At 34.3% G+C, this 26,644-nt stretch carries 24 protein-coding genes and 2 pseudogenes; 4 read left to right on the forward strand and 22 right to left on the reverse strand.

From position 1 onward, the window contains the following. Positions 1-14: 14 nt before the first annotated feature. A complete protein-coding gene (locus tag LS64_RS04880; RefSeq protein WP_034572582.1) occupies positions 15-857 on the reverse strand; it encodes a fumarate reductase cytochrome b subunit in 843 nt (280 codons plus the stop codon). Between the two features lie 316 nt (positions 858-1,173). On the opposite strand from LS64_RS04880, the gene LS64_RS04885 reads away from it, so the two are divergent. Then, positions 1,174-2,445 (forward strand): arginase family protein, encoded by a 1,272-nt coding sequence (locus LS64_RS04885; protein WP_052062552.1) that lies wholly within the window; start codon positions 1,174-1,176, stop codon positions 2,443-2,445. Positions 2,446-2,481: 36 nt separating this feature from the next. Here LS64_RS04885 and tssF read toward each other — a convergent pair whose 3' ends face one another. The 4 genes from tssF to LS64_RS04905 are packed head-to-tail and all read right to left on the reverse strand — an operon-like array spanning position 2,482 to position 6,213. After that, positions 2,482-4,200 (reverse strand): type VI secretion system baseplate subunit TssF, encoded by a 1,719-nt coding sequence (gene tssF, locus LS64_RS04890; protein ID WP_034572579.1) that lies wholly within the window; start codon positions 4,198-4,200, stop codon positions 2,482-2,484. Between the two features lie 9 nt (positions 4,201-4,209). Then, positions 4,210-4,602, reverse strand: coding sequence for a GPW/gp25 family protein (locus LS64_RS04895; protein ID WP_034572576.1), 393 nt, complete (start codon positions 4,600-4,602; stop codon positions 4,210-4,212). A gap of 25 nt (positions 4,603-4,627) precedes the next feature. Beyond that, a complete protein-coding gene (locus LS64_RS04900) occupies positions 4,628-5,338 on the reverse strand; it encodes a CheB methylesterase domain-containing protein (RefSeq protein ID WP_193554424.1) in 711 nt (236 codons plus the stop codon). Continuing rightward, positions 5,338-6,213 (reverse strand): CheR family methyltransferase, encoded by an 876-nt coding sequence (locus LS64_RS04905; RefSeq protein ID WP_034572573.1) that lies wholly within the window; start codon positions 6,211-6,213, stop codon positions 5,338-5,340. Before LS64_RS04905 ends, LS64_RS04900 begins: the two co-directional genes overlap by 1 nt. Before the next feature lie 188 nt (positions 6,214-6,401). Here LS64_RS04905 and LS64_RS13150 point away from each other — a divergent pair. Then, positions 6,402-7,556, forward strand: a pseudogene (locus tag LS64_RS13150) (peptidase U32 family protein); the annotation flags it as partial. A gap of 1,027 nt (positions 7,557-8,583) precedes the next feature. Here LS64_RS13150 and LS64_RS04915 read toward each other — a convergent pair. The 9 genes and pseudogenes from LS64_RS04915 to LS64_RS04955 form a co-directional block, all read right to left on the reverse strand. Beyond that, a complete protein-coding gene (locus LS64_RS04915; RefSeq protein ID WP_034572570.1) occupies positions 8,584-8,928 on the reverse strand; it encodes a hypothetical protein in 345 nt (114 codons plus the stop codon). A gap of 11 nt (positions 8,929-8,939) precedes the next feature. After that, positions 8,940-9,236 carry a hypothetical protein gene (locus LS64_RS04920; RefSeq protein ID WP_034572567.1) on the reverse strand — a complete coding sequence of 99 codons (297 nt, stop codon included), beginning with the start codon at positions 9,234-9,236 and terminating at the stop codon, positions 8,940-8,942. Then, complete coding sequence (locus tag LS64_RS04925) at positions 9,211-10,590, reverse strand: ATP-binding protein (protein ID WP_064773725.1); 1,380 nt, start codon at positions 10,588-10,590, stop codon at positions 9,211-9,213. The genes LS64_RS04920 and LS64_RS04925 overlap by 26 nt, the downstream gene beginning before the upstream one ends. A 58-nt stretch (positions 10,591-10,648) precedes the next feature. After that, positions 10,649-10,939, reverse strand: coding sequence for a hypothetical protein (locus tag LS64_RS04930; RefSeq protein ID WP_118949324.1), 291 nt, complete (start codon positions 10,937-10,939; stop codon positions 10,649-10,651). Between the two features lie 125 nt (positions 10,940-11,064). Then, entirely contained in the window at positions 11,065-11,784 is a 720-nt protein-coding gene (gene ung, locus LS64_RS04935; RefSeq protein WP_034570004.1) for a uracil-DNA glycosylase, read from the reverse strand. Positions 11,785-11,878: 94 nt separating this feature from the next. Beyond that, a complete protein-coding gene (gene rpsR / locus LS64_RS04940; RefSeq protein ID WP_034570005.1) occupies positions 11,879-12,133 on the reverse strand; it encodes a 30S ribosomal protein S18 in 255 nt (84 codons plus the stop codon). Between the two features lie 43 nt (positions 12,134-12,176). Further along, the gene (locus tag LS64_RS04945) at positions 12,177-12,749 is read right to left on the reverse strand and encodes a single-stranded DNA-binding protein (RefSeq protein ID WP_118949325.1); all 573 of its coding nucleotides are present in this window, start codon (positions 12,747-12,749) and stop codon (positions 12,177-12,179) included. A gap of 213 nt (positions 12,750-12,962) precedes the next feature. After that, positions 12,963-13,352 (reverse strand): annotated as a pseudogene (gene rpsF / locus LS64_RS13155) (30S ribosomal protein S6); the annotation flags it as partial. Positions 13,353-13,547: 195 nt separating this feature from the next. Continuing rightward, a complete protein-coding gene (locus LS64_RS04955) occupies positions 13,548-14,516 on the reverse strand; it encodes a transaldolase (RefSeq protein WP_034574842.1) in 969 nt (322 codons plus the stop codon). 91 nt (positions 14,517-14,607) lie between these two features. On the opposite strand from LS64_RS04955, the gene LS64_RS04960 reads away from it, so the two are divergent. Both LS64_RS04960 and LS64_RS04965 read left to right on the forward strand, forming a co-directional pair. Further along, complete coding sequence (locus LS64_RS04960) at positions 14,608-16,041, forward strand: DegT/DnrJ/EryC1/StrS family aminotransferase (protein ID WP_052062622.1); 1,434 nt, start codon at positions 14,608-14,610, stop codon at positions 16,039-16,041. 58 nt (positions 16,042-16,099) lie between these two features. Then, positions 16,100-16,876 (forward strand): MetQ/NlpA family ABC transporter substrate-binding protein, encoded by a 777-nt coding sequence (locus tag LS64_RS04965; protein ID WP_034573091.1) that lies wholly within the window; start codon positions 16,100-16,102, stop codon positions 16,874-16,876. Positions 16,877-16,896: 20 nt separating this feature from the next. Here the strand turns inward: LS64_RS04965 and LS64_RS04970 are convergent, their stop codons facing one another. The 8 genes from LS64_RS04970 to LS64_RS05005 all read right to left on the reverse strand — a co-directional run bounded on the left by LS64_RS04970 (position 16,897) and on the right by LS64_RS05005 (position 26,365). Beyond that, on the reverse strand, positions 16,897-17,625 hold the full coding sequence (locus tag LS64_RS04970) for a hypothetical protein (protein ID WP_034573089.1): 729 nt from the start codon (positions 17,623-17,625) through the stop codon (positions 16,897-16,899). A gap of 63 nt (positions 17,626-17,688) precedes the next feature. Continuing rightward, the gene (locus LS64_RS04975) at positions 17,689-18,453 is read right to left on the reverse strand and encodes a dTMP kinase (protein WP_034573087.1); all 765 of its coding nucleotides are present in this window, start codon (positions 18,451-18,453) and stop codon (positions 17,689-17,691) included. Further along, the gene (gene coaD / locus LS64_RS04980; protein ID WP_034573085.1) at positions 18,450-18,947 is read right to left on the reverse strand and encodes a pantetheine-phosphate adenylyltransferase; all 498 of its coding nucleotides are present in this window, start codon (positions 18,945-18,947) and stop codon (positions 18,450-18,452) included. The genes LS64_RS04975 and coaD overlap by 4 nt, the downstream gene beginning before the upstream one ends. Positions 18,948-19,027: 80 nt before the next feature. Beyond that, positions 19,028-19,312, reverse strand: coding sequence for a polysaccharide deacetylase family protein (locus LS64_RS04985; RefSeq protein ID WP_118988439.1), 285 nt, complete (start codon positions 19,310-19,312; stop codon positions 19,028-19,030). Next, complete coding sequence (locus LS64_RS04990; RefSeq protein ID WP_118988438.1) at positions 19,284-20,108, reverse strand: polysaccharide deacetylase family protein; 825 nt, start codon at positions 20,106-20,108, stop codon at positions 19,284-19,286. The genes LS64_RS04985 and LS64_RS04990 overlap by 29 nt, the downstream gene beginning before the upstream one ends. A 49-nt stretch (positions 20,109-20,157) precedes the next feature. Then, the gene (locus tag LS64_RS04995; RefSeq protein ID WP_034572897.1) at positions 20,158-20,694 is read right to left on the reverse strand and encodes a hypothetical protein; all 537 of its coding nucleotides are present in this window, start codon (positions 20,692-20,694) and stop codon (positions 20,158-20,160) included. A 54-nt stretch (positions 20,695-20,748) separates the two neighbouring features. Beyond that, positions 20,749-25,965 carry a S6 family peptidase gene (locus LS64_RS05000; RefSeq protein ID WP_034572895.1) on the reverse strand — a complete coding sequence of 1,739 codons (5,217 nt, stop codon included), beginning with the start codon at positions 25,963-25,965 and terminating at the stop codon, positions 20,749-20,751. Positions 25,966-26,059: 94 nt separating this feature from the next. Further along, entirely contained in the window at positions 26,060-26,365 is a 306-nt protein-coding gene (locus LS64_RS05005; RefSeq protein WP_034572893.1) for a hypothetical protein, read from the reverse strand. Positions 26,366-26,644 lie beyond the last annotated feature (279 nt).

Consider the following 26,644-nt stretch of genomic DNA (forward strand, 5'->3'; position numbering starts at 1 on the left):
TCTTCCTTTACAATTTATTTGCTTAGATTTTCTTTCGCAATGGCTACTGCCTTTTTAGACATAGAATCTAAATCACTAGCACTTGCCTCATGATGTCCATAAAGCCTTTCATCTGCTTCTCTTGCGTCATGAATATCTTTGAACTTATCCGCATTATTCATACCCTTAATAAAATACGCAGAAAATGTCGCTAACCCTAAGATAATGAAAAACGCACTCATAGCCCATTTTAGATTCCGTAAGCCAGAAATGCCTAGCCCTTCAAGCCAGCCCCATTTAATGCAAAGGCGATAAAGCCCGATAGAGCCATGCAGTTCTACCGCAAAAAGCAGCACAATATATAGAATCCAAAAATGCTGACTAAAGAAACGATATGACGAGCTATTAGGTCCTATAGTTTCTGGCATAGCAAACATCACAAATAAATGCACGCTAGCTAGGAAAAACATAGCAAATCCAGTCGCGGCTTGAATAAACCAAAGGCTAGTATCGCTATGTTTCATCAAATGCTTATGCACCTTTAACGCCAAAAACTGCCTATAATTAATAGGAAACTTTCTCATCGCCAAAAATGCGTGTGCTACAAACGCCACAATCACAACCGCCGCCACACCGCTAACAATTCGCGGCTCACCAGCCTTTATAAAAATGCTGCCCTCAAAAAACTTCGTAATCCAATACATAAACTCATCGCTAATAAGTATGCTTGATACGAAAAACATGTGGAAAATCATAAACAAGCCCAAAAATAGCCCTGTCGCACTCTGCCACCAATCCAGCTTTGCTGGCACTCTACTTTTCTTACGCTCTGGGGTTATACCTAAATAACCCTCGATAATCTTATCTTCTTGTTGCATTATGCCTCCCTTAAAAACATAAGTCTTGTGAAAGATTATATTCACAACAAAATATTAGAATATATTTACTTTAAATTAACTTTATTTATTTTGAATAATGAAAATTTTATTACCCAATGTGTAGAATCTACACACTTATAAATTATAAAATACCATATTAAAATAATAGAATTATTCTTATTTTTATAGTTTTTCACATTTTAAATGTGTAAGAAATGTGTAATAATTTATATAAATTGTTTTTTGAAAACTACAATTTTAGATTTAGTCATATAATAGTATTTTGATATAATAGCCAACTTCAAAAGGTGTTATTATGTTTGGTAGTTGCTGTAAAATTTTCATTGGAGTATTTTTTATGAATATAATTGCATTTGGTGGTAATTTAGATTCTAATACTATGGATTCTAAGATTTTGCGGTTAGTTTATCCGCAGTGGCAAGGCGGTGATATTACTTCTTGGTTTAGTGATTTAAGCTTACAAGAAGCCGCAAAGGGCTATATTTTGGGTGCGGAAATTTTAAATTTGCTAGTAGATTCAGTGCGAAAAGATTCTATAGAATCTATGGAATCTAAAATGCAAGATTCTAAAAAAGATTCTATAGAATCTAAATTGCAAGATTCTAATACAGAATCTAAAACGCTAAAATCCAAAAAAGATTCTAATATAGAATCTAAAAATTCTAAAAATCCTAATAATTTTACACAAAATAACACTTTAGATTCTAAAAATCATAATTTTCAAATGCAAGATTCTAAGCAAAATTCTAAAAAAGATTCTAACATAGAATCTAAAAGTCGCGAAAACATCGCCATTGTCGATATTTCAAAAGATTTAAAGCTAGATTCTAACTCTCAAAGAATAGTGCAAAATGGCATAATCGATGGTGAAATTTTAAAAAAACAAACAAGTAAAGCCCTGCAGATTCTAAACGCGAGAAAACCGCAAAAGATTCTAACTTTGGGTGGCGAGTGTAGCGTATCTGTCGCGCCTTTCACTTATCTAAATAGCGTGTATAAGGGTGATTTGGCGGTGATTTGGCTTGATGCGCACCCTGATGTTGGGCTTCCATTCGATAATTTTTACAAGGGCTATCACGCGATGGCGGTATCTGCCCTGCTTGGCAAAAACTCAAAAAACGCCAAAAGTGAGAATCATAACGACAAAAACGCCACTTTTGACCTGCAAAAAGACTTTAATCTGCCTAGCCACATAGAATCTAGCAAGGTGATTTTGGTCGGGCTGCACTCAAAGGAAGCCACGCATTTTACGCGACGTGTGCGCGAGTTTGACCTTACGACTTTGAGTGTGAAAGATGTCGCAAAAGATTCTAAAAAGCTTTTAGCTTGGCTTGAAAGCACGGGTGTGAGCCGCGTTGCTATCCATTTGGACTTGGATGTTTTGGATGCGAGTGAGCTTTATATCGCGGTTGGAAATAGCGGCGTGATGGGCATTTCGCAGGTTTCGCGTCTTATAAATGATGTCGCTAGTCGCTATGACGTGGTCGCCCTTACCATCGCCGAGCATTTCCCAAAGGCTGAAATTCAGCTTAAAAGATTGCTTGAAACCTTGCCATTAATAAAATAAGATCTAAAAATATTTGAAATATTATTTTAATATAACCTACATTGTTGCCTTTTTCCCGTCTTTATATGGATAAGATATTGTAGTTATATAATCTCTATTGATACATTTTATTTCTAACTCACAAAAAGAATTAAGAGAAGCAAAACTAGCCAAAAACTTAGAAAATACAAGCCCCATCCTATAGATTTCACCTAAAGAGTAAAATCCATTTTGATTGATACTCATAGTGCAAAGCACACCTTTTTTAGCAAAATTACCACTGATTGTATATATTGGTTTTTGTGTTATATTTATAAGATTTAAAGCAAATTTTTTAGCTATATTATCTTTTTCTTTATTGAGCAAAAAACTATAAGATTCTAAGATATTTAAAAAACTTTGTTTTTCTAAGATACTTTGATAATTAAATGAGAGTGTTGCTACAAGTTTCCAAATAATTTCTCCATCAATATCTACTCTTTTCATAGAAGTTGGCATTGTTATATTACGTGTTTGTATATCTTTGTTATCTATTTTATTAACTTCTCCCATTTTTAAATGTGTAGGTAAGTTTTTGTTGCAAGAAATTGTTTCAATAGAAATTGTTTCACTAACTTTACTTTGTGAAAAAAAAGAAATATGTCTATATGAATGCCCATAAATATCTTTTTTATAAAATGAACTATAAAAATCATTTAATCTATCATTATCAAAGATTCCAAATCTCTCAAAACTTTTATAATTTTTTAGAATCCGCTTACCTGTGTCACTATTGTGTGCTTTTACCTTTAGAATCTCTATGATTTCATAATACTCTACTTTGTTTTGATTAATAAAGATTCTATAAGATTCTTTATTATGATTGTTTACAATTGGCTCTGCAGAAATGTGAAATTTATTGATTATAGGCGTAGCAAATAAACTAAACATATCAACCCTTGGCATACACTCATGTGGCAATGGCTTTGTAAAATTAAATTTCATATTAAATTTTTGACTACTACATCTTTTTAGAATCTCTAATTGATTAATACGAATAAAGTTGAATTTTTCAGGAACAAAAAATAACTCTTGTAAAAGCGAAAATGCTTCAAATCCATTTTCTCCACCGCCAAAAGCAAGACTATCCAATCCTATATGTTCGACAAAACTAGGCAATATCTTAAACTCTTCTCCATTTTCAAAAATAACAATAACTTCTTGCAAATAATATAACATCCACATCAAAAGTGAAGTAGATGTATAAATATCATTGCCTAAATAAATATTTAAATATGAAATATTAAGCTCATTAATATTAATATCTTTTGTGGTGTTAAAATATATAATCATAGAATATGTATTATTAACATTAGATATATGACAATCTTGTAATGCAAGCGGATATAAATTAATGTCATATAATGTTTTAAATCTACATTCAATTTCATCTATGGGTATAGATTTAACTTCTGTGTTTTTAGGTATAAATATTTCATTTTCTTTAGAATCTGTTTTTAAAATAAAATCTTGTATACACACGCTAGGTAAAGGATTTGTATAATTTGGGGAGATTATATTAATTAAAGATTCCGCAATCAATGGTAGATTATTGTCTAGTTCTTGATGTAGCTTTGCTGTTAAAATAGCAAAATTTTCTATTAATCTTTCAATATCTGGGTCATTGCTATTATACGAAAGAAAAGGTGCTAGTTTCGGAAAATTATTAATAAATAAACTACGCATCTTGTGTAAATAATCTAATTCTTTTTTGTAATAATAAATATTTTCATCCATCTTCTTATCCTACAACACTTCACAATATCTATTGTTTCTAAAAATTATATGTATATTAAACTCACTAAATCTGTCATTAGTAAAACAACACAAAATATCAAAATCTAATTGCCAAGGACTAAGTGAGCTATCATAAGAAATTGATAATAATCTAATTCTATTCTCATATTCTTGCAAAATATTTCTAATCTCTTTTGCCATTAATATACAAAGCTCACTAGAATCTACATTTAAAAAAGAAATATCAGGCATTCCAAGGGAATTTAAGCTTACACAATCATCAATCTTTGCATTTAATAATATTGTAATATATTCCTTGATTTCTTTTACAATATTTTCCTGGTATTGAATACCACTATATTGAGAATCTAAGTTATGTATGATTCTATCTAAAAATGACATTTTTACCTTTCAAAATTTATAGAATCTAAATATTCACATCCGGTTCTTTTGGCTTCAAAAGATTAATGCGACCAGCGGCGTAGTCCATTATACGATTTGCTATTTTTTCTAAGGGTAAAATCTCACGCACCGCCCCTATTTCAATAGCCTTTTTTGGCATACCAAAGACCACACAGCTTTGCTCATCTTGGGCTATTGTATATGCGCCGTTATCATAGAGATTTTTCATACCTATCATACCATCATCGCCCATCCCTGTTAGAATTATGGCTAATGTATTTTTACCAGAAGTATTATTTGCCGAGCGAAATAAAATATCCACACTTGGACGATGCCGACTTATTCGCCTCTCATCAAAGGGCGCTGCATAATATTTGCCCTCTTTATAACTCAAAACCACGTGAGAATCTCCACTAGCAATATACGCACAATCACTCTCAAGCTTCACTCTTTCTTTCACTTCAAACACACTCAATTCACTATTATTATCAAGCCGCACAGCCAAAGATGACGAGAACATCTTAGGGATATGCTGCACGATTACAATGGGCGGTAAATTCTTTGCTTTAAGTCCTGATAGAATCTTATTTAGTGCCTCTGTGCCGCCTGTGGAGCTACCTATAACGATTAGCTTTTCACGTGTCATTGTGCATGGCTTATTTTGCAAAATGGTATCTGGATGATACTTTTCTGCGACTTGCTGCATTAATACATCATTTTTTTTCATTGTAGCCATTACTCAATCCCTTTGATTATAGAATCTGAATTTTTTACAAAGATTTTATTACCTAATCTATCAAAAAATTGACTTAATCCTAGCACATCTTCGCTATGTCCTAGATAAAGTGTCCCGCCAACTTTCAGCACATTATGCAGCTTTGCTAGTATATTCTCTTGGTCTTTTTGCTTAAAATAAATTAGCACATTTCGGCAAAAAATCATATCAAACTCATCTTTAGAAAAAGGATAGCTTTTTGCAAAAAGATTAAGCTGCTTAAAAGTTATCATATTTTTTAGAATCTGCTTTGCTTTCAAATCCTGCGTGCCATCTGGGAGTATTTTCACATCAAAATAATCTTCTAAATTCACCCATTCTGGAATCTTATTTAGCCTTTTATCAAGCTGGTAATGCCCGATTTTAGCCATCTCTAGCATATCAGTATCAATATCTGTCGCTGTAATTTTTATCTTACTAGCGGACTTATAAATATTTTTAGCATAAAGGCAAGTAGCCGCTATTGAGTAAGGCTCTTCTCCACTACTACTAGCTGAACATAGAATCTTTATTTCTTTCCCGCCTTGCAAAAGCGGGATAAGCGTACGATTTAGCATATCGCTAAAATGATATGCTTCGCGGAATAAATCCGTCTTATTAGTCGTAAAACTATTGATAAAAAGCTGTCTAACCTGACTATTCCCCTTAATAGTGCGAAATAAATCATCAAAGCTATGAATATTCGCACATACAGGATTTTTAAGCATAGAATTAATACGATTTTGAATCATCGTCTGCTTAGAATCTGTCAAATGTATGCCACAAATCTCATATAAAATATGCTGTATTTGCTGCATAGAATCTTTATCTAAACTCAAAGTGTTTTTAGAAACCATTATCTTACCTTACAAAATTTAAGTTGTAATTTTAGCGAAAAACTATCTAGATTCTATAATTTTAGTGTTTGATGAAATTTTGTTGTTAGAATCTCAGTTTTAATATTTCCATAATTTTTATCACATTTAAATAAAAAGCTAAAATAGATTCTATAAAATTTCAAATAAAATCACAAAAAAGTATAAATATGGAATCTAAAAAAGAATCTAAAACGCAATCTAAAAAAGTCCAGCTTTTAAGTCCAGCGGGGAATTTGGAAAAGCTAAAAATTGCCCTTGATTTCGGTGCGGATGCCGTCTATGGCGGCGTTAGCCACTTTTCGCTTCGCAATCGCTCTAGCAAGGATTTTAGTTTAGCCGACTTCCAAAAAGGTATCGATTATGCGCATAAAAAAAATAAAAAAGTCTATGTTACCATAAATGGCTTCCCATTTAACTCGCAAATTGATAGCCTTAAAAATCACATCGCTTTAATGCGTGATTTGCACCCTGATGCCTTTATTGTCGCCGCGCCCGGCGTGATAAAACTAGCAAAGCAAATCGCGCCAAATGTGCCTATACACTTATCCACGCAGGCAAATGTGCTAAATGTGCTGGATGCGCAGGTGTTTTATGATATGGGCGTGAAGCGGATTGTAGCGGCGCGCGAGATTAGCTTGAATGACTGCATTATCATAAAGGAGCAAATTCCGCAACTAGAGATTGAGATTTTCGTGCATGGGAGTATGTGTTTTGCCTTTAGTGGGCGGTGTCTTATTTCGGCGCTGCAGCATGGACGTGTGCCTAATCGTGGGAGTTGCGCGAATGACTGCCGCTTTGATTATGAATACTATGTGCGAAATGCCGCCGATGACAGCCTTGTAAGATTCTATGGCGATGAAATGTATGTGAAAAACCCCGATAATGGCGTGATTATGCGTTTGGAGCAGGAGCAAGAAATCGGCACGCACATTTTTAATGCTAAGGATTTGAATCTTGCTAGTGAGCTTAGTGCTATTTTAGAATCTAATGCGATTGATGCTTTGAAAATTGAGGGGCGGACAAAATCTAGCTATTATGCGGGGCTTACGGCTCGCACTTATGCACTAGCTTTGAGTGATTTTTACGCGCGGCGTGGGAGTCGTGATAGCCTTTATCAGTATGAGCTGCATACGCTAAAGCATCGTGGATTTACGCAAGGGTATATCGTGCATCGTCCATTTCAAAGGCTAGATACGCAAAATACGATGAGTGCGATTAGTGATGGCGACTTTCAGGTGTGCGCGGAAGTGGATAGCTCTGGCTCTTTTGGGCTATGTAAGCATACGTTGAAAGCTGGGCAGTGGGCGGAGATTATCGCGCCTTTGAGCTTTTATAAGAATAGTGATTTTGGGGTAAAGTTTCCTTTTGTGAGTGAAAGTTTTGGGGATTCTAAGAGTGATTCCCCCCTCCCTTGCGGAGGGGGGCTAGGGGGGTGGGTAAATGGAAAGTGGGAAAATGGAAGGTGGGTAAATTCCACGTTAGATTCTAAAAAAGATTCTATAGAATCTAGCCTAGATTCTAATAAATCGCTACCTAGCAAAAAAATAAAAACGCAGATTCTAGAATCTTTTATTCAAACTTCAGCCTTGCAAAATAACTTTTTAAATGAATGCCAAAATGAAATCGGGCAAATTATTTGTGTAGAAAATCGCTACTATATAAAGCTAAATAAAATCATAACGATAAATCAAAATGTTATAGAATCTAGTATTTTAGATTCTAAAAATTTAGATTCTAAAGAAAACATAGAATCTAACTCGCAAGATTCTAAAAATTTAGATTCTAAAGAAAACATAGATATTTCTCACTCACAAAGTGCGTCAAAAGATTCTAAAGATTCTAAACCGCAACAAAACATAGAATCTAATTTCAAAGATTCTATAAAAAATACTGACCTGCCAAATCCTACACAAAATAATCTAGATTCTAAAACCAACAAAACTAATAACTTAGAAACAACAAAAACTTTAGAATCTAAAACCACCAAAACTAATAACTTAGAAATAATAAAGACTAAAGATTCTATAACTTTTAAAAACATACCATATAAACAACTAGATTCAATCCATAGCGGAAACACAAGCTACATTTTACTCCCTTTCACGCTCCCTCCTTTCACATTCTTGCGCATAAAAGCATAAAATCTTAGAATCTTAATTAAAACTAAAGTAAAAAGTTGAAAAAAGATTCTAAAAATTAGAAATTTTGTGGCTAAAAAGAAAAGAATTTCGCACACAGCACACTTATCACACATATATCACACAAAATCTAGCAAATATTTTTATTCCTTAGTAAAATTAAATTGTAACTATAGAATCTAAAATGTTTGGAATCTAGATTCTAACCTTGCTACTTCAATTTTATCTCAATCAAATCATCATTTTTAAAATGCCCCTTTGTTTCAGAATCTAGCTCTTTTGTTTCTATGCCTTGCATATTAGTTTCTAGCACCTTTTGCGTTTTGTTATCATATAAGCACTGCAAGATTCTAATATTCCCATTTTCCATCTCTTCTTTAAATATCAGCGCTGATAAATCCTTATCATTTTTTAGCTTTTCTCTTATATCATCTTGCTTAAAAAACGCCACAAGATTATCCATAAATCTAACGATGGCTAAAATAATCTTTCTAATCTTTTCCCACCACTGCGCTATAATATCCGCCACCTCGCCTATTGCCTCAAAAAATCCCATTTTAACACTCCTTACTTTAAAATCAATATATTTTTATCACCAAAATGCTGCAGCAAATCAGAATCTAAATTCTTTGTCTCTACGCATAAATATGGCATATCTAACGCATTTAAAGGCGTATTATTACTATCTAAAAGCATAGCTTTAATAATAATTTTTGAATCTTTACTCTCACGCATTACCGCCACGCTTTCATTATTTTTAGCATTATTTTTCGCCCACTCTAGTAGCTCTTTAAAGGTGTAGCTATCCTTTTTTATTGCCTGATAATTCCATGCAGCCTTAAATATTTCTTGCAATTTTTGCATTATTTTTCCTTTTGATAATATTTATACCACGAGATTTATTTATGGATTTAAACGCTTTTTTAAAGTCTTTAAATGTAGGGATAATTTCTATAGAATCTACATTAGATTCAATACTTGCCACATTTATAAGCGTATTTAAAATCGCATTTTTTATCTCACGACCGCTTAGCCCATCGCTTAAGGCGACTAATATTTCTATTTCATTTTCATCTAAATTTACTCCTTTGTCATAAAGTTTGCTAGGAATTAAGCTTTTTATCATCTTTTTTCGCTGCTTTTTGCTAGGCAATTTAAACTCGATAGAACGCAAGATTCTGCTATTAAAAGCATTGTCATAATTTTCCATTAAATTAGTCGCAAAAATAACGATTACACTTCGCTCTTCTAGTAGTTTTAAAAGCTCGCTACGCAGGGAGTTTATCGCTTGGTCGGCACTTTGAGTTACATTTGTAATTCTTTTACCTAAAAAGCTATCTGCTTCATCAAAAAATAATATTGCATCGCTTTGTTGTGCTAAGTCAAATGCAGCCACTAAGTTTTTAGGTGCATCGCCTACATATTTAGATTCTATATCTGCGTAATTGCTTAGGATTATTTTTTTATTTAGCTCGCTTGCTAGGATGTGTGCGCTCATAGTCTTTCCTGTGCCAGGTTTGCCATAAAAGTTTATGATTGTTTTAGTCGTGCTATCTATTTCTTTAAAGCCCCATTCATCATATATTAAGCCTTGTTTTTTTACTAATGTAGCGCAATTTAGCAGTTCTTTTTTTGTTTTTTTATCTAATGTTATTTGATTTAGATTATATTTTGGCTCTTGTGGGAGTAAATCTAGCTTTATTTTATTTTCTTTTACAGGGTTTAGTTGTTTTATTTGTAGATTAGATTCTATTTTAGAATCTTGTTTAGATTCTATAGATTCTATGGTAGCGATTTCTTGCTCTATATCTTTTATAGATTCATCAAATGCGATGAAAAAATCAGCGTTTATAGAATCTATGTCATTGCGAGACTTGTCACTAGACAAGGCGTGGCAATCCACTTTATCGCTTCGCTCCTTGTGATAACACAAGCGATTAGATTCTATAAATTTATTAATAGTGTGGCTAAGTCTAGCCTTTAAAAGTGAAAGCGAAATATCTTCTTTATGCGTAAAATTTCTTTTAGTTTGCGTAAAGATTTCATTTTCCCCACTTTGCTTAAAAATCACAAAAAGGGCAATTTCTTTTGCCTTAAAATCATAATCATTGCGATTTAGAATCTCTAGGGCTTCGCTCTTAAAATCCATGCAATTAGCATTTATAGAATCTAAATTTTTATTAATATAATTATTTATAAACTCGACTTTAAAACGCATTTATGTTTCGCCTTTGCTTTTGTGTGTGGTTAGATTCTATTTTTAGATTCTATGGAATCTAAAAAGTATCCCCAACATTTACGCAATCAAATACTTTTTGACTTACATTATCAAACTCAGCTTTTTTTACTAATACGCCATTAGCATAAAATCCTACTTCAATTTTTCGAACTTCACCATCTTTCATTTTCTTTTCAATCTTAGGAATCATACGTTTATTTTTTTCTTTCTCTAATTCCTCTTTTAATTCTCTAATTTCTTTTTTAAGTTCCTCTTCATCTTCTATAAATTTTCCAATCACAAGCAGCCCTACAATAACACTAATAATCCATGGAATAATCGGCAGCATATTTCCCCTTTGTCTATAAATCTTATCAATACATTAGACAAAAAAAAAAAAAACAGATAGTAAATGAAAAATAATTTTTTATAAAAATTTTTTAGATGTGTATAGTTTTGTAACATTTATGTAATTCATATAATAGTATTAAGCTCCCAATCCACACTTTTATTAAAATAACTCAATGCCTCATTTGCTTTTAAAAAAACTTGCGAGCCAAGAAAGCCGCGTGCCAAAGGGCTAGGATGTGGCGCGGTAATTACAGCATGTTTTGCCTTATCAATCAGGCTCTCCTTTTTCTTAGCAAAATTCCCCCATAATAAAAAAACTATCCCTCTATACTCGTCACTCAAACGCCTTATCACATTATCCGTAAAAATCTCCCAGCCAAAGTGCCGATGCGAAGCAGGCGCATTTTTTTTCACACTTAAAATCGAATTTAGCAAAAACACACCGCGACTAGCCCACAGGCTCAAATCGCCGCTAACACCGCCATTTGCACACTTTGGCGGCTTAAAATTAAGATTTGCTTCTAACTCCTTGTAGATATTTTTTAGGCTCGGCGGCGGCGTCACACCAGGCGGCACACTAAAGCTCAAACCCATTGCCTGCGGAACTTCCACACCCCCGACAAACACGCTATTGTGATAAGGATCCTGCCCTAAAATCACGACCTTAATATCTTGTGGTTTTGTAAGATTAAACGCGTTAAAAATCAGCTCACGTGGGGGGAAAACGACTTCATTTTGCAGGGCATTTTTGTAATTTTTAATGATATTTTTGAAATACTCACTCTCAAATTCATCCCTTAAAATCTCAACCCACTCATCCCTCATCGTGCGTGGCACAGGCATTAGTCACCTTTATTAATTTAATATCACAAACCTAAATTCTTTTTAATAATATCTTCAACAATAAATATGCAAATGATATATCTCACGTTAAATTCTATATCTTAAAAGGATTTTCCACCACTTTTTTAGTGTCGATTACATAAGGGATGAGTGCCATGTGGCGCGCTCTTTTGATTGCTATTTCAACTCTTTCTTGCCATTTTTTTGAGTTGCCTGTCAAGCGTCTTGGCATAATTTTATATCGCTCTGAAAGTGAATGCTTTAGCAAATCTAAGTCTTTGTAGTCAATAAAATCGATTTTTGCCTCTGTGTATTTGCAATACCTTTTTGAATATTTTTTTCTTTCCATTGTGTGTCCTTTTTCTTAAAAATTAAAAATTACCTAAAAACCATTAAAATGGCACTTCATCATCTACATCCACTTCTGGTATGTCATTTGGATTTTTAGCCGCATTTGACGCACCACCAGAATTACCACCGCGATTATAGTTGCTACCATAGCTGCCATAAGAGCCTTGATTATAGTTTGAGCCGCCGTAGTTGCCGCCACCATAGCCACCGCCATAATTAGAGCCGCCATACGAGCCTTGCGAGCCATAAGAGTCGCCATAGCCTTGATTTGCGCGATTTTCACTTTGAGCCTTACTATCTAGCATTTCAAGGCTTTCTGCTGTAATCTTGTGCTTGCTTCGCTTATTGCCCTGCTGGTCAGTCCAGCTCTCATATCGCAGTCTGCCCTCGATTAGAATCTTAGAGCCTTTACGCAGATATTGATTTGCCACCTCCGCAGTCCTGCCAAATAGCGTCACATCCACAAAGCAAGTATCCTCAGCCATACTGCCATCTTGCTTTTTATACCGACTATTTGACGCCAAGCCGATGTCAGCCACAGCCACGCCGGTATTTAGGTGCTTTAGCTCCACATCGCGTGTCAAATGCCCTATCATAATCACTTTATTAAACATAATTTACTCGCTTTTAGCCTCTTTAGAATCCTTAGAATCTCGCGGTGTATGCGTCTTTTTAGCAGGCTTTTCACCACTAGATTCTATAGAATCTTCGCCCTTAGTTTCCTTACCCTCACTTTGAGAATCTTTAGAATCTAAATCCCTATCACGCGGATAACGCCCTCTCTCGCGATACACGCCATCATCTTTTTTTAAGGTCTTTGGCTTTTCCTTTTTATTCGCCCGATTTACAAGGCTCTGCCAGGCTGTCTGCTCACTTTTGCTCTCATATTTTATCACAATGAAACGCAACACATCCTCGCTAATGCCATAAAGCCGCTCAAGCTCGGCAATAAGGCTAGGAGTCGCCCTAAAATAAATCACAAAATAATATCCGCGATGATTTTTCTTAATTTGATACGCAAGATTTCGCATTCCCATATCAAGACAGGTCTCAATCTCGCCACCATTTTTGGTAATGACATCCTTGAAAAAGTCAATCCTAGCCTTGATTTCCTCTTCAACTAAAGTCGGTTTTAGTATAAACATCGTCTCATAATGCCGCTTTGTGTTATTCGTAGCGACATTCAAGCTCGAAGTTTTCGCACTTTTCGCACTCATAATTTCTCCTTGTGGTTTAAGCCCCTAAAACATTTTTTTAGGAGCAAGGTTAAAAGTTGGGATTATAGCATAAAAAATGTGAGATTACATATAAAATTAGTGATATTTTTTATAAATATAGAATCTATAAATTGATTAATCATTATTGCTTAAACAAAAACAAAACAAACCTTTGAGTGGTATAGAATCTAGATTCTAAAGGCTGCCTAGCATTTCCTCAAAGCTTGTTTCAAAGGCTTTTAAGCCCTCGATTAGCAAATTGTGCTGTGTTTCGTGCAAGTTGATTTTATAGTCTTTTAAAGATTCTAAAATGCTTAAAAAGTCGTGTGAGGCGTGGCTTTCTAAACTTGTAGGCGGTGACAAACGCGAAAAATCAATCGCACTCAACGTATCAAGCGGCAAGGTATTCACACAATCACTAAAAGCCAGCGGATACACATAATATCCAGCGTCCTCATACACGTCATTCAAGGTTTTCACGCCCGTGCTAGCAAATAAGATTCTATAATTTTCGCTCGTGTTTTCCGCGCAAAAATCCTTGTAAATATCAATCGCGTTTGCAATGCCGATTTTGCCTTGCAAATCACGCGGCAGCTTAGAATCTAGCACCCTATCAAATCGCGAGACAAACACGCTAATAACCCCTTGCGCCCCCGTGCCAGCGCGTTTAAACGCCGCTAAAACTTCACGCGCCTGAGCCTTGCTAAAAACCAAAGTCGCATTCACATTGATTTCTCGCAACATCAGCTGCTCCATAATCTCATAGCCGCTTTTTGTCGCCGGCACCTTTATCATCGCATTTTTACTATCGATTTCTCGCCACAGCCGCACACCAGAATCAATACTCGCTGGGACATTTTCACTCAAAGCTGGGTTTAGCTCAAGGCTTATAAGTCCGTCCCTAGCGTCCTTTTCATGCAGTGGGGCTAGAATCTTAGCGGCTAATTTTATATCTTCTATCGCTAAGATTTCATAAATTTCTTCGCCCTTTTTACCCTGTGCTTTTAGCGATTGTATAGAATCGGCATAGTTTTTGCTTTTTAACGCATTTGCAAAAATGCTAGGATTACTAGTCGCCCCACTTATTTTACCGCGATTCACAAGCTCTCTAAACTCGCTCTCAAGGAAGCCGCGTTCAATAAAATCACACCAAATTTTTACCATTTTTTCACTCCTATTTGCGTAAATTTTGGGATTTTTAAGCCTAAATTTTGCTATATTTTTAAATTTCAAATTATAGCTAAAAGGTTTTAAGATGTTAGAAAAATTTCTGCCATACAGCACGCAAAGTATCGATGATAGCGACATTTTAAGCGTCACACAGGCTTTAAAATCAAGCCATTTAACGCAAGGGGCGCAAGTAAAAAAGTTTGAAGATTCTATCGCTAGTTTTGTAGGCGTGGGAAAAGCGATTGCGTTTAACTCGGCTACATCTGCGTTATATGCGGCATTTCGCGGTGTGAAAGATATGGTTTATAACGCGGATTTTGTGCGGAATTTGATTAAAGATTCTAAAGATTGCTTAGATTCTAAGATTTTGCGTTTAATGGATGCTCCAAATTTTGCGAGTGCGCGAAAAAAGAAAAAAATAAGTATCATAACAACGCCTATTAGCTTTGTTGCCACGACAAATATGATGCTTGAAAATGACATTACGCCTATTTTCGTGGATATTGAAATGAATGGAAATATCAACACCGCAAAGATAGAATCTGCCTTGCAGGACGATACTTTAGCGATTTGTTCGGTCGATTATGCGGGTAATAGCGTGGATGTGGTGGCGTTGCGTAAGCTTTGTGAAAAGCATAATTTGCTTTTTATTTCAGATTCTAGTCACGCGTTTGGGGCGACTTTTCAGGGCGAAAAAGTTGGGAGTTTTGCGGATGTTAGCATTTTTAGCTTTCATGCGGTAAAGCCAATTGCCACGTGTGAAGGCGGCGCACTTGTTACAAATAGTAACTTTTTTGCGACTTTGGCGGGGCTTGTGTGTTCGCATGGTGTGGTAAAAAAGAGCCTTTTTAACTATGATTGCATTACTTTGGGCTTTAATTTTAGGATGAATGAAATTAGCGCTGCACTTGGTTTGTCGCAAATGAAGCGTCTGCAATCTTTTATCACGCAACGCGAAAAAATAGCGCAATTTTATAATGAATATTTTAAGGGAAACCCGTTCTTTTTTACGCCAGATTCTATAAAAACGCAAGATTCTATAAAAGTGAGTAGAAATGAAACATCTCATTCCGTCATGTTGAGCAAAAGCGAAACATCTAATTTGAATAAATCACAGAATCTAGATTCTAAAAACCCTAACAATATAGAATCTAATCGCCAAGATTCTAAAGAATTTATAGAATCTAAGAAGCCAGATTCCAAAGAATTTATAGAATCTAACTTCCAAAAAACCCAAAGCACACGCCATCTTTATCCACTGCTTTTAGACCCAAAATATGTGTGTAGTAAGGAGCAAATCGCAAATGATTTAAACGCGCAAAATGTCGGCGTGCAGGTGCATTATAAGCCCATTTACAACTTTTCAGCCTATCAAAAATTTAACTATCCACTTTTACGCAACGCCGAAGACTTTTATCACGCAGAGCTAAGTATCCCTTGCCATCAAAATATGGACTTAAACCTAGCCAAACAAACCGCCGATATAATCCTAAAAACTTTTGAGAAATTAAAATATTAATATTTTTCTAACTTTTTTATGTTAAAATACTGAATCTATTTTAATTAAGGAGCTTTTTATGCTAAAAGTTTTGAAAAATGTAAGTTTTGCTTTTGCTATAGTTATGAGTGTATTAAACGCTGGAGATTTAAAAGTGGGCGCTACTCCTGTGCCACACGCAAAGATTCTAGAGGTCATTAAGCCAGATTTAAAAAATGAGGGCATAAACCTTAAAATTGTGGAATTTAGCGACTATGTAATGCCTAATCTTGCGCTTGAGGACAAGTCGTTAGATGCGAACTTTATGCAGCATTTGCCCTATTTGCAGAAAATCAATAAGGACAAAAATCTGCACCTTGTTAGCATCGCGCAAATCCATGTCGAGCCTATCGGCGTTTATAGTAAAAAAATAAAAAACATCAACGACCTACACAATAAAGCCGTGATTGCCATCCCTGCTGACCCTAGCAATGGTGCGCGCGCCCTAATCCTGCTGCATAACGCTGGTATAATAGAGCTAAAAGACCCTAAAAACTTGACTGCGACAAAGTTTGACATCAAAAGCAACCCAAAAAAACTTGAGTTTAAGACGCTTGAGGCTGGGCTGCTAACTAAGACCTTGCCTGATGTGGATGCCGCGATTATCAATGGGAACTTTGCTATGCAAGCAGGCTTAAGTGCCAAAGATGCCCTGCTATTAGAAGATGCACGTTCGCCGTATGCAAATATTTTAGTCGTAAGAAAAGGTGATGAAAATCGCCCTGATATTTTGGCGTTAAAAAAAGCCTTGCAAAGCGAAAAGGTGAAAAAGTTTATAGAGGATACTTATCAAGGCTCGGTAGTCCCCGCTTTTTAGATTCTATTAAAGATTAGATTTTAATATCTTGCATCACAAAGGGTCCAAGCAAAAAGGGGGATTTTGTCATTAGATTTTATAATTTCACTTGCCTGAAATAGCGTCTGTCCTGTGGTTATAATATCATCCACGATGATTATAAAGCTAAAATTTTGCGGAATCTTAAAGCTAAAATCGCGGCTTTCTTTAAGCCTTTGGATTAGTGAGAGCGAAGTGAAACGCACATCATTTTGGGCGATTAGCGCGTTATAAAACACTTTAAAACCAAACTTTTTAAAGCATTTAGCCAAAATCGCACTATGGCTATACGCGCCGATTTGTTTGTTTCGCACGCAGACAATGGCGCAATTTTTCTTTATAGATTCTGTAGATTCTATGGAATCTTTTTTGCGTATTTTAGATTCTATAGAATCTTGCGAGACATTTATAGAATCTTTTTTGTAAAAATCTCTAGATTCTATAACTTTCGTATTTTTAGATTCTATAGAATCTAGAGTTTTTTCAAACAAAAGTTCGCTATTTTGCATAAAAAATTTTTTCACACCAAAGCTACCAAGACGAGCTAAAACCCTTGAGCCTATCACATTATTTTTACTTAGCACTAGCTCTTTTATCTCGCTTAAAGCAAAGCTACTAAAGACTTTTAAGCCATTTTCAAGCTCCCTTTTAGAATCTATATACCACAAATTATTAAGGCAACTCTTGCAAATAATATGAAAACTAAAACGCTCACAAGTCGCGCAATACATTTTAAAACCTTTACTTTTTGTTACATTTATATTTTAATTATGTGTAAAAACTACTCATTTTTGTTAGTTTTCAAAAAAGAAATCCATAATTTTTTGATGTATAGAATCTACACACAAGCTAGAATCTAGCTCTAAAATTTGTGGAATTGTGTAACTTTTTTTCTTTGCATAAGTTTGCATAAAATCTAGCACTTCGCGCATTTTATTTTGAATATTTAGCAAATAATCTATGCCATTTTTCTCGATAGAATCTAGCTTTTTATTTTTTAATCGCTTTTGTAATTCATCTTTAGAAAGTTCTAAAAATACGACTTTTTGTGGCAAAAAATTATGCGTAGCAAAAAGATTAAAATCAAATAAAGATTCTAAATTAGAATCTAAAAATGCGTAAGAAATGCCTGAAATTAGGCTTCTGTCCGCGATAATTGTAAGGTTTTTAGAATCTATTTTTTTAGAATCTAAAAGTTGTGAATTTTCTAACTTTTTAGAATCTAAGTTGCTAGATTCTATAATTTCTTTTGAATCTTTAGAATCTTTTTGCAGTTTAGATTCCAAAGCAAAAATCCTATCAAAAATATCCGCCCTTTGACTTAAAAAAAGCAGGAATTTCACGCGATTTGAAACATCTAAATCCTGCTTTAAAAGCATATTTCTAATATTTTTACCAAAGGGAGTAACGCCCGGCTCATTTATAAAAATAATATTAGAATCTATAACTTTATCATCCATTAAGTTAGATAAATCATAACATTTTAGCTTCTGCTTTAACATATTATGTTGCGTAGTTTTCCCGCTTGTATCAATGCCCTCAATCACAAAATACTTCATTTTTTTACCTGTAAATTCATAATATAATCGTGGATGCTGCGCGGCACAAGGTGGCTAAAATGCCCGTCATGCTCGATAATACTTCGCACGATTGATGAGCTAATAAAGGCATTCTCAAGCGTTGGCATAAAATAAATCGTGTCAAGCTGGTCATTCAGGCTCGCATTCGCATAGCCCATCTGCAGCTCATACTCAAAATCGCTCACCACACGCAGTCCGCGGATAATCACACGCGCCCCCAAATCGCGTGCAAAAGTCGCCAAAAGGTTACTAAAAGTAACACACTCCACATTGCTAAAGTCACTTTTATTCTCATTTAACGCGAGATTTATCATTTCCTTGCGTTGCTCTAGGCTATACATCGGCTTTTTTGACGCCGAATTTGCCACCGCAATGATTACTTTTTGAAACATATTTTTGCTACGTCGAATGATGTCTAAATGCCCATTTGTAAGCGGGTCAAAGGTCCCAGGATATATCGCAAGTTTTGTCATATTCTTCCTTTTAGATTCTATATTATAGAATTTTTTTTATAAGAAAAATAAAAAATCTACGACAAAACCAACTTTTTAATCTATCCCAGGCTAGCCTTGCCAAAGGGAAATTCATTGCAGTCAAATCTAGGGAGAGCCAAAGCGTAGTGTAAAATATCTTGCAAGGTTGTATCCCTACTTTCCACGCTAAAAGATAATAGCACTTTAAGACTTGCTAGGATGCTTTCACTATCGGCGTTAAATGTGTGCGAGCCACCATAAGGGTAGCAAAATGTTTTGTATTTGAGACTTTTTGAGTTTGAAATATTTTGTAGGTTAGAATCTTGCAAAGGATTATTAGCTAGTGATTGCCCCCCCCCCCACAATCATTTTTTGACATTCATTATTAGAATCTAAATTAGATTCTAAAACTTTTTCTAATAATTTAAAAGAATTTACAATTTCGCTACTTTGCTCCATCTTATTTAATTTTGAAAGCACAAAATGATTGACACTATGTGAGCCTATAAACATATTTTGACTATCCATTTCCATAATTTCACTCTCGCTCAAATAATAATTAGCAAAAATATCATACCCACCACAAAAATGCTCCACTACATTATCTAGCAAAGATTCCCTAAATTCATACTTTATATAGTAGTTAAAAAGCCTTTTAAACTCCTGTGTGTAAAAATCATTATCTTGCTTTAAATATGTGGTATTTTCAAACTTTTCTCTATGCTCTAACATAGAATCTTGCGTAATTTTCTTAGCATATTCATACAAATCTTTTGACTTAATGCTACCTGTAAGATAGTGGATTCTATGCACATCTAACGCCTTTGAACGCTCATAAACACCTGTTGGGATGAAAAATAAGCCAAACAAATTTCGCTTTTTAAACTCGCCAAAAACATACTCATAATGGCATTTAAGCCCATCATCAAATGTTAATAGAATCTTGCCTTGCATTTTTTTATATATAGATTCTATTTTTTTAGAATCTAAATTAGATTCTAATAAGGCATCCAAAAGTGCCAAAAAATCATCATACTCCACAAAGCCATATTCACTCTCAAAAAAATCAAGCTGCTTTTGAAAATTACTAAAGTCCAAATACCGAAAATATGGTAGCTCCGCCCTACTCTTTTGCACATAATGATACATAATGCTTTTCAATCTCTCTCCTTTTAACTGACATAAGAATTATAGAATCTTTTTTACAACTTTAAAACTTTGTCTTGCAAAATTGTTTGATGAAGTTTTCATCGCGGAAAATGTCAATTTTGTGCCATTTTAACTCAAAAATTAGATTTTTTTCACTTGTGCTTAGCTTTTCAAAATTCTTACAAAATCTAAGCATTGACTTACGCAGTGCGATGTATTCATCCTTTGTCACAAGAACGATTTCCTTGCTTTGTATATCGTGGTAGTCTAGCTTTTGTGTGCCGCCGTCATTTAGCTCTTTTAGGCGATTGTCCTTGTATTTTATATCGCTTTTGCTTTTTGCTTTTTTCGTACTTTCCTTTTTGTAGGCTAAAATTAGGTTGTTTTCTTGGATTTTTTCTAGCACATTTAGTGAAAATAAAAAATCTTTTATTGTTTTACACACTTTGCTTTCGCTGTGTTCGCAATCATTTGTGTTAAAATACTGCTGAATCTCTTCATTATTAATGCTTTTAAGCTCGGCATTTTCGGCATTTGTCAAGCTAAATGTTACAAAAATACACAACAAAAATCTATTAACAAATCTTAGTCCCCACATAAGAATCCTTTGTTTTTTGCCATTATAAGATTTTTATGTGATTTTTGCTAAATATTAAAACAAGATTCCAAATTTTATGTCGGCTTTCAGGGCGAAGTTGGTGTTTAAATCCACTAGATTCAAAAAGGCGTATTGCATATAAAATCTCTCCTTAAAGCTGTGAGCGGCGGTGAATGCGAGTTCAAAGGCGGTTGTGTCCTTTCGCAAGTTGTAATTTATTACGCTCACTGCGTTTGCTAAGGTTAGATTTATAGAATCTTTTGTGTGAAAAAGGGGCTGTCTTGCTAGAAACTGCACGCTTAAAAATAGGTTTTTTCTCGCCAAAGTGTATTCTGCCCCTAAGCCTAGCTCAAGGCTAAAATCGCTGTAAGATTCCATGCGATAGGTATTTCCACGCACTTCGCCGATATGATTAAAGCCCACTCCAAAAAGCGCGAGCGGTTTTATACTCTGCCTTAGCTTTTTATCGCCAAAATTAAATGTGTATTTATAATATGTATTCCACAAAGTGGCAAAATTTACACTATTTGCGTTATCGTTAGTCATCGTTTTGTTACTAAAAGTAGCAAGTGCGTTAAGATTGCTAGAAATCTCGTGATTTTTTAGTGGCACGTGTGTGTAGATTCCAAGATTTAGCAGGTGGCTAGAATCTTTTAGGCTATTAAGTGTAGCACTCGAATTACCATAGCCCATCATAACGCCCACTAACGCGTCTTTCAGCAGCCTATCATAGCCTACATTCAAACTATAAAAGCCCATGCTGCTTTCACCACCAAAATATCCTGCGGAAATGCCGCCCCACGCGTTATTTTGAGCATTTGTATTTGTTAGAATTAAGGGGTGATAGCTTTGTTTTATAGGATTTTTAGGGATTTCATTTTCTTGTATAGAATCTTTTAAGGGGTTTGGTAATGGAATATCGCTTTTAGATTCCACGTTACTATTCGTAGCATTTAGGGCAAGGGGTGCGTTACTAAAGGTAGCATTTTTTAGATGTTTCGAATTGCTAAAATCTTTATGATTCTGCGAATAATTGCTAGAATCTTGTGGATAATTCTTAGAATCTTGCAAAAAAGTGTTACTAAAAGTATCATTATTATAGAATCTCTCCGCATATCGCACATAATTTACACGCGTATTTATAGAATGATTATTCGCAAATAATATATTTGTGTTAATTTTACGCAAATCGTTTTTTGACAAAGCATTTAAATTAGATTCTATGTTACTTAAATACACATTTAGTTTATCATAATCTTCCGTGCTAACGGCAGTATCAAGTGTAGAATCTTGTGAATTATGCTCGATTAGAATCTTTGCAATGTCGCTATACACAGGGTTTATCCGCTTATTTACTTCTATAAAACTTTTTGGATTATCTTCTAAAAATTTAATCAAAATTGCGTTATTTTCAACCTTGCTAACCATAAAAAATTCTTTATTAGAATCTACAAAAGTGAAATTTATTTTTTTATCACTTCGATTATCGCTTAGTTGCTTAGCACTTAAAAGTGTGTAAAATTTACCCGTTTCCACATCATTACCTGTTACATTTAGTATCGTTTTGTCAAAATTTACATTAATTTTTGCGTTAGATTCTAAGTTTAGATTCTGTGTGATATTTAGGGCGTGGTAGCGATTTTCATCGTTAGCAGTGGAGTTTCCAACATTATTTAAATTTAGATTCTGTAAAATATTTGTATTTGCATTAAGATTATGCGTTTTATTAGAATCTTGGGCGAGATTAAAGGTATTAAAATAAATTTGCGAGTTAGAATCTGTGCTTATTTGTTGCGTTTGGTAACTAAATGTATTAAATCTAGCGATTGAATTATTACTTAAAGTAACGCTTTGTAAATTATTAGAATCTGCGTTAAAATTAAGATTTGAGTTATTATTTAAAGTTATATTTTTTGTAAGTTTAGAATCTACATTATAATTTAAAGTAGAATTATTTTCTAAATTTATTTCATTTATACTAATATTTTTAGAATCTAGATTCAGTGTAGAATTATTAAGATTTAGCTTAGTAGATTCTAAACTCGCGCTATCATAAATATCAATCTTAGAATCTTTAGAATCTTGCAAACTTAAAATTTGGGTTTTAAAAATAGCATTATCACGTAAAATCATATTAATATTAGAATTTTTAGCACTAAAAGTTTCAGTTATTGTAATTTTAGAATCTTTATTACTTGTAAAATATGCTAACTTTACATTTTCTAAATTTACATTTTTAGATTCTATATTCCCACCATTTATCGCGGACATCAAGCTAGATTCTAAACTTTTTACATTAATAGATTGAGCCACATTTAAGCTTGTATTAGAATCTTGCACCACTATGCTACTTTTTTCACCGCCGAGATTCACTATATTGTTACTTAAAGTAGCACCGATATGTAGATAAATGTTACCATTTAACACATTTGCTTTTATATTTGAGTTTGAAAAAGCGGTAATATCATATTTGTTACTTAAAGTAGCACCGCTATTTTGCAATGAAGATTCTATAGAATCTAAGCTCACATTTGCATTTTCAAAAATTAGGCTTTTTGTAATATTTAGTGTTGAATTATTCAAATTTAGCTTATTATTTAGGCTATTTATATCTTTAATATGTAAGTTTGAAATTTCCCCACTTGCATTACTAAAAGTAACACTATTTTTAGAATCTAATGTTAAAAAACTCGCGTTCAATTTCGCTCCATTACTAAGATTTAAAGTAGCATTAAAATGGCTTATACCAGATTCTATAACCCCGCCAACTGCCCTAATTTCGCCATTAAAGCTAATAGAATCATTTACCAAATTATCACTTAACACGCCAGATTCTAACTTTTGAAAATACCCAAAACCATTAGAATTAATATTTGCCGCATCTTTATTATCAATAAAATGAGTTACCTTACTACTAAAAGCGTTACCAAAAGTAACTTTTGAGTTAGAATCTAAATTGATATTTGCATTTACAACAGCGTTTCGACCGATATTTAGATTCGAATTTTTCAAAGTAATTCCAGAGCCAAAATTAAACTCACGCGTATCATAATCGCTCTGCCCCAAAGTGCTAGGTTTGCTTAAATCAACGCTAGAATCTAGCGGATTTCCCGCATTTTTGTGCGCCTGTATCACAGCATTTCTATCACTTGCATTGCTAATAATTGCGTGCGTTGTCGCATGTCCTTGCAGAGTAATATTTGCGTTATTAGATTCCAAACTACCATTTGTGTTAATATTTCCATCAAAAATAAGATTAGCACCAGAATCTTTGTTACCATTATACACAATGTCAATATTTGTAGCGTTACTATTAGTTACATTTCCTTGAGTATCTCGCGTTGGGAGATTGCCGATACTTGCATGGATTAATGTATCGGCTTTAGTAGCCATTTTGTTACCATTAGTATCATAGCCAAAGCCACCGATTTCTAGCACCGACTTATTCGCAACGCCACTTAATGAGTTTAGGATAATAGCATTAGAATCATTTGCGGCTATCGTGTTTAGAGACAATGAATTACCTTTTAAATCCAAGATTCCACCACCACTACCAAAATAGATTCCCATCTGTGAAGTTTTATCTTGCGATAACACATAAGAACCATTAGAATCTTTAGTAGCACCCAACGCTTCGCCTTTCCCAGCGACTAGCTCCACACTCCCGCGACCACTTACAATATAGATTCCCTCATACAACTTAGTATTAGAATCTAAAATCACTTTGCCCTGCCCTACTTTCAAAAAGCCTAGATTCTGCGTTGAATCCGCAGGGATAAAAGAAGTTTTCACTACAAGAGTGCCATCGCCAACTTTGTGTAAAATATCCCCACTTTGATTTCGCAAAGCCCACTCAAGTGTTACATTTTTACCCACATTTAACCCTGAACCTTTAAAATAAAAATTCTGCCCATTTGCCGAGCTAAAAGTGTATTTAACCGCATTATTAGAATCCGCAAAGATAAAGCCACCAGCCTGTCCGCTAATATTTCTAATAATATTATTAGTCACGGAAACTTCGCCCCCACCGCTAAAGAGCATATCTTTATTACCTTGCAAACCTACAAAGCTACCACCAGCCGAAGATTCTAAACCTTGATTACTAAGATTCCAAGCCCTAGAATCTAAAGCGATTTTTTGCGTAAATTTATCCTTAAAATCGCTAAAATCCTTGTCGCTCACAAAGGAATATCGCGTATCATTCTGCCCTAAGTGCGAAAAACTCTGCGAAGCCACGCCAAGCAGCACCCACTCACCTTTTTTAGCGTTATAAGCAAAAATAGGAGAGCCGCTATCGCCACTACTAGTTACATTTTGAAACATATCATCAGGGTGTATAGCAAAAGTGATACCAGAAGTAACACATCCAGCCGTAGAATTATTATTACACATACTCGTCCCATACGCCCCACTCCCGCTAAGCGTGCCAAAAAAGCCACCACGTCGCTCCCCACTTGCATCCATACCAAGCGAAGTATTGCCATTTCCACGCAACGTAAGCATCCCAGAGCCGCTACCATAAAGGTAAATGTTGCCATCCGCGTCCTTAAAGTCGTTTAGAGCCGCTTGAAATGCCTTAAGATTTTGCTCCTGCAAGGCTTTATCACTCGCATTTATCGTGTTTTTAAAGCTAGATTCTAAAAGGCTAGATTCACCCTCGACAACATATTTATCAAAACGCAAAAATTTGCTATCACGTCCATAAATGCTACTAACGCCATTGCCCTCGCCATCGATATTTTGCCCTGCGATATTATACAGGCTTAAGCCAAATTTAAGGAATGCGTTATTTGTATCATAATTATCATCGACATGATTTGCGGTGGTGACAAAACCATCGCCTAAATGATTTAGATTCCCAAAATTGCTTTGAGATTGCAAATTGATAAAGGGCGAATTTGGAAGCAAAATGTTACTATTTTTCCCACTAATCGTAATGTTAGTGTTACCATTTAACACATTTTGATTTGAAAAACTACCCTGCCCTACTTGCGCGTTTATATTCCCATTTTGTTGTAATTGTGAGTTTGGATTTAAGCCCTGCCCTACTTGGATGTTTGCGTTTCCACTCTGCCCTACTTTATTAGAATCTATTGAATTAGACGCATTGTTCCCTACGCCAAACACGCCCTTATTTTGCCCAAAATCCAAAAAATCTCTATAATTAAAATTTTCTATATTAATAATTTGAGCAAAAACACATTGAGAGTAAATAAAAAATACAAGAAAAATCTTAAATAATATAGAATCTAAAGTGCTAATATAACCCATTCCACAACACCTAATCAAAACACAAATTTAAATAACAAATTATAGCAATTTTATCTTGTAAAATAATATTTAATATGCTTAACGTAGCAACTCGCTAATCTTGAATTTTTTCTATACATTTGCTTAAGATTATTTGTAGCTCGGCTTCTTCGTGGCTATCTGGCACTATCATAAATAGCGGTCTGCCGTTTTTGCACGCACTTATAAAGGCGCATTCTAGCTCACTTGTCCGCCAAATGCCTATGCTTTCAATATCCCTACATGATATAAAATGCGCCACATCATTAGTTTCAGTTTTTATAAGTATTGAATGCTTAAAACTATTAAAATCAAAACTTATATCCGTATGCACACCGCTTAGAGTATCGCCACCTTGCTGTGAATAAATAACGATTTTCATAACATTATCCTTTTAGATTCTATAACATTTCGTATTATAAAACATAAAAATATAGAATCTAAAAACATTAGCTTAGATTCTAAAAATTCTTATAATGCAAATATTTTTGATAATTGTGTTTTTAAATGTAGTATAAATAATTTTGGAATTTTGAGAATTTATGACATAAATGTTACAAAAAGTTACTTGTGATAGTAAAATTTATAGAATTTTATATTTTAATATTAATTCTTATGTTATGTTGTGGTAGAATTTCGATTATAAAAAGGCTAATATTTT

Source organism: Helicobacter saguini, from assembly GCF_000762875.2.
Lineage (GTDB): Bacteria > Campylobacterota > Campylobacteria > Campylobacterales > Helicobacteraceae > Helicobacter_A > Helicobacter_A saguini.

Bases quoted from the DNA above. Each gene is read 5' to 3' on its own strand.
- LS64_RS04880 (WP_034572582.1), bottom strand. From the start codon at position 857: ATGCAACAAGAAGATAAGATTATCGAGGGTTATTTAGGTATAACCCCA.
- LS64_RS04885 (WP_052062552.1), top strand. From the start codon at position 1,174: ATGTTTGGTAGTTGCTGTAAAATTTTCATTGGAGTATTTTTTATGAAT.
- tssF (WP_034572579.1), bottom strand. From the start codon at position 4,200: ATGGATGAAAATATTTATTATTACAAAAAAGAATTAGATTATTTACAC.
- LS64_RS04895 (WP_034572576.1), bottom strand. From the start codon at position 4,602: ATGTCATTTTTAGATAGAATCATACATAACTTAGATTCTCAATATAGT.
- LS64_RS04900 (WP_193554424.1), bottom strand. From the start codon at position 5,338: ATGGCTACAATGAAAAAAAATGATGTATTAATGCAGCAAGTCGCAGAA.
- LS64_RS04905 (WP_034572573.1), bottom strand. From the start codon at position 6,213: ATGGTTTCTAAAAACACTTTGAGTTTAGATAAAGATTCTATGCAGCAA.
- LS64_RS04915 (WP_034572570.1), bottom strand. From the start codon at position 8,928: ATGGGATTTTTTGAGGCAATAGGCGAGGTGGCGGATATTATAGCGCAG.
- LS64_RS04920 (WP_034572567.1), bottom strand. From the start codon at position 9,236: ATGCAAAAATTGCAAGAAATATTTAAGGCTGCATGGAATTATCAGGCA.
- LS64_RS04925 (WP_064773725.1), bottom strand. From the start codon at position 10,590: ATGCGTTTTAAAGTCGAGTTTATAAATAATTATATTAATAAAAATTTA.
- LS64_RS04930 (WP_118949324.1), bottom strand. From the start codon at position 10,939: ATGCTGCCGATTATTCCATGGATTATTAGTGTTATTGTAGGGCTGCTT.
- ung (WP_034570004.1), bottom strand. From the start codon at position 11,784: ATGCCTGTGCCACGCACGATGAGGGATGAGTGGGTTGAGATTTTAAGG.
- rpsR (WP_034570005.1), bottom strand. From the start codon at position 12,133: ATGGAAAGAAAAAAATATTCAAAAAGGTATTGCAAATACACAGAGGCA.
- LS64_RS04945 (WP_118949325.1), bottom strand. From the start codon at position 12,749: ATGTTTAATAAAGTGATTATGATAGGGCATTTGACACGCGATGTGGAG.
- LS64_RS04955 (WP_034574842.1), bottom strand. From the start codon at position 14,516: ATGGTAAAAATTTGGTGTGATTTTATTGAACGCGGCTTCCTTGAGAGC.
- LS64_RS04960 (WP_052062622.1), top strand. From the start codon at position 14,608: ATGTTAGAAAAATTTCTGCCATACAGCACGCAAAGTATCGATGATAGC.
- LS64_RS04965 (WP_034573091.1), top strand. From the start codon at position 16,100: ATGCTAAAAGTTTTGAAAAATGTAAGTTTTGCTTTTGCTATAGTTATG.
- LS64_RS04970 (WP_034573089.1), bottom strand. From the start codon at position 17,625: ATGTATTGCGCGACTTGTGAGCGTTTTAGTTTTCATATTATTTGCAAG.
- LS64_RS04975 (WP_034573087.1), bottom strand. From the start codon at position 18,453: ATGAAGTATTTTGTGATTGAGGGCATTGATACAAGCGGGAAAACTACG.
- coaD (WP_034573085.1), bottom strand. From the start codon at position 18,947: ATGACAAAACTTGCGATATATCCTGGGACCTTTGACCCGCTTACAAAT.
- LS64_RS04995 (WP_034572897.1), bottom strand. From the start codon at position 20,694: ATGTGGGGACTAAGATTTGTTAATAGATTTTTGTTGTGTATTTTTGTA.
- LS64_RS05000 (WP_034572895.1), bottom strand. From the start codon at position 25,965: ATGGGTTATATTAGCACTTTAGATTCTATATTATTTAAGATTTTTCTT.
- LS64_RS05005 (WP_034572893.1), bottom strand. From the start codon at position 26,365: ATGAAAATCGTTATTTATTCACAGCAAGGTGGCGATACTCTAAGCGGT.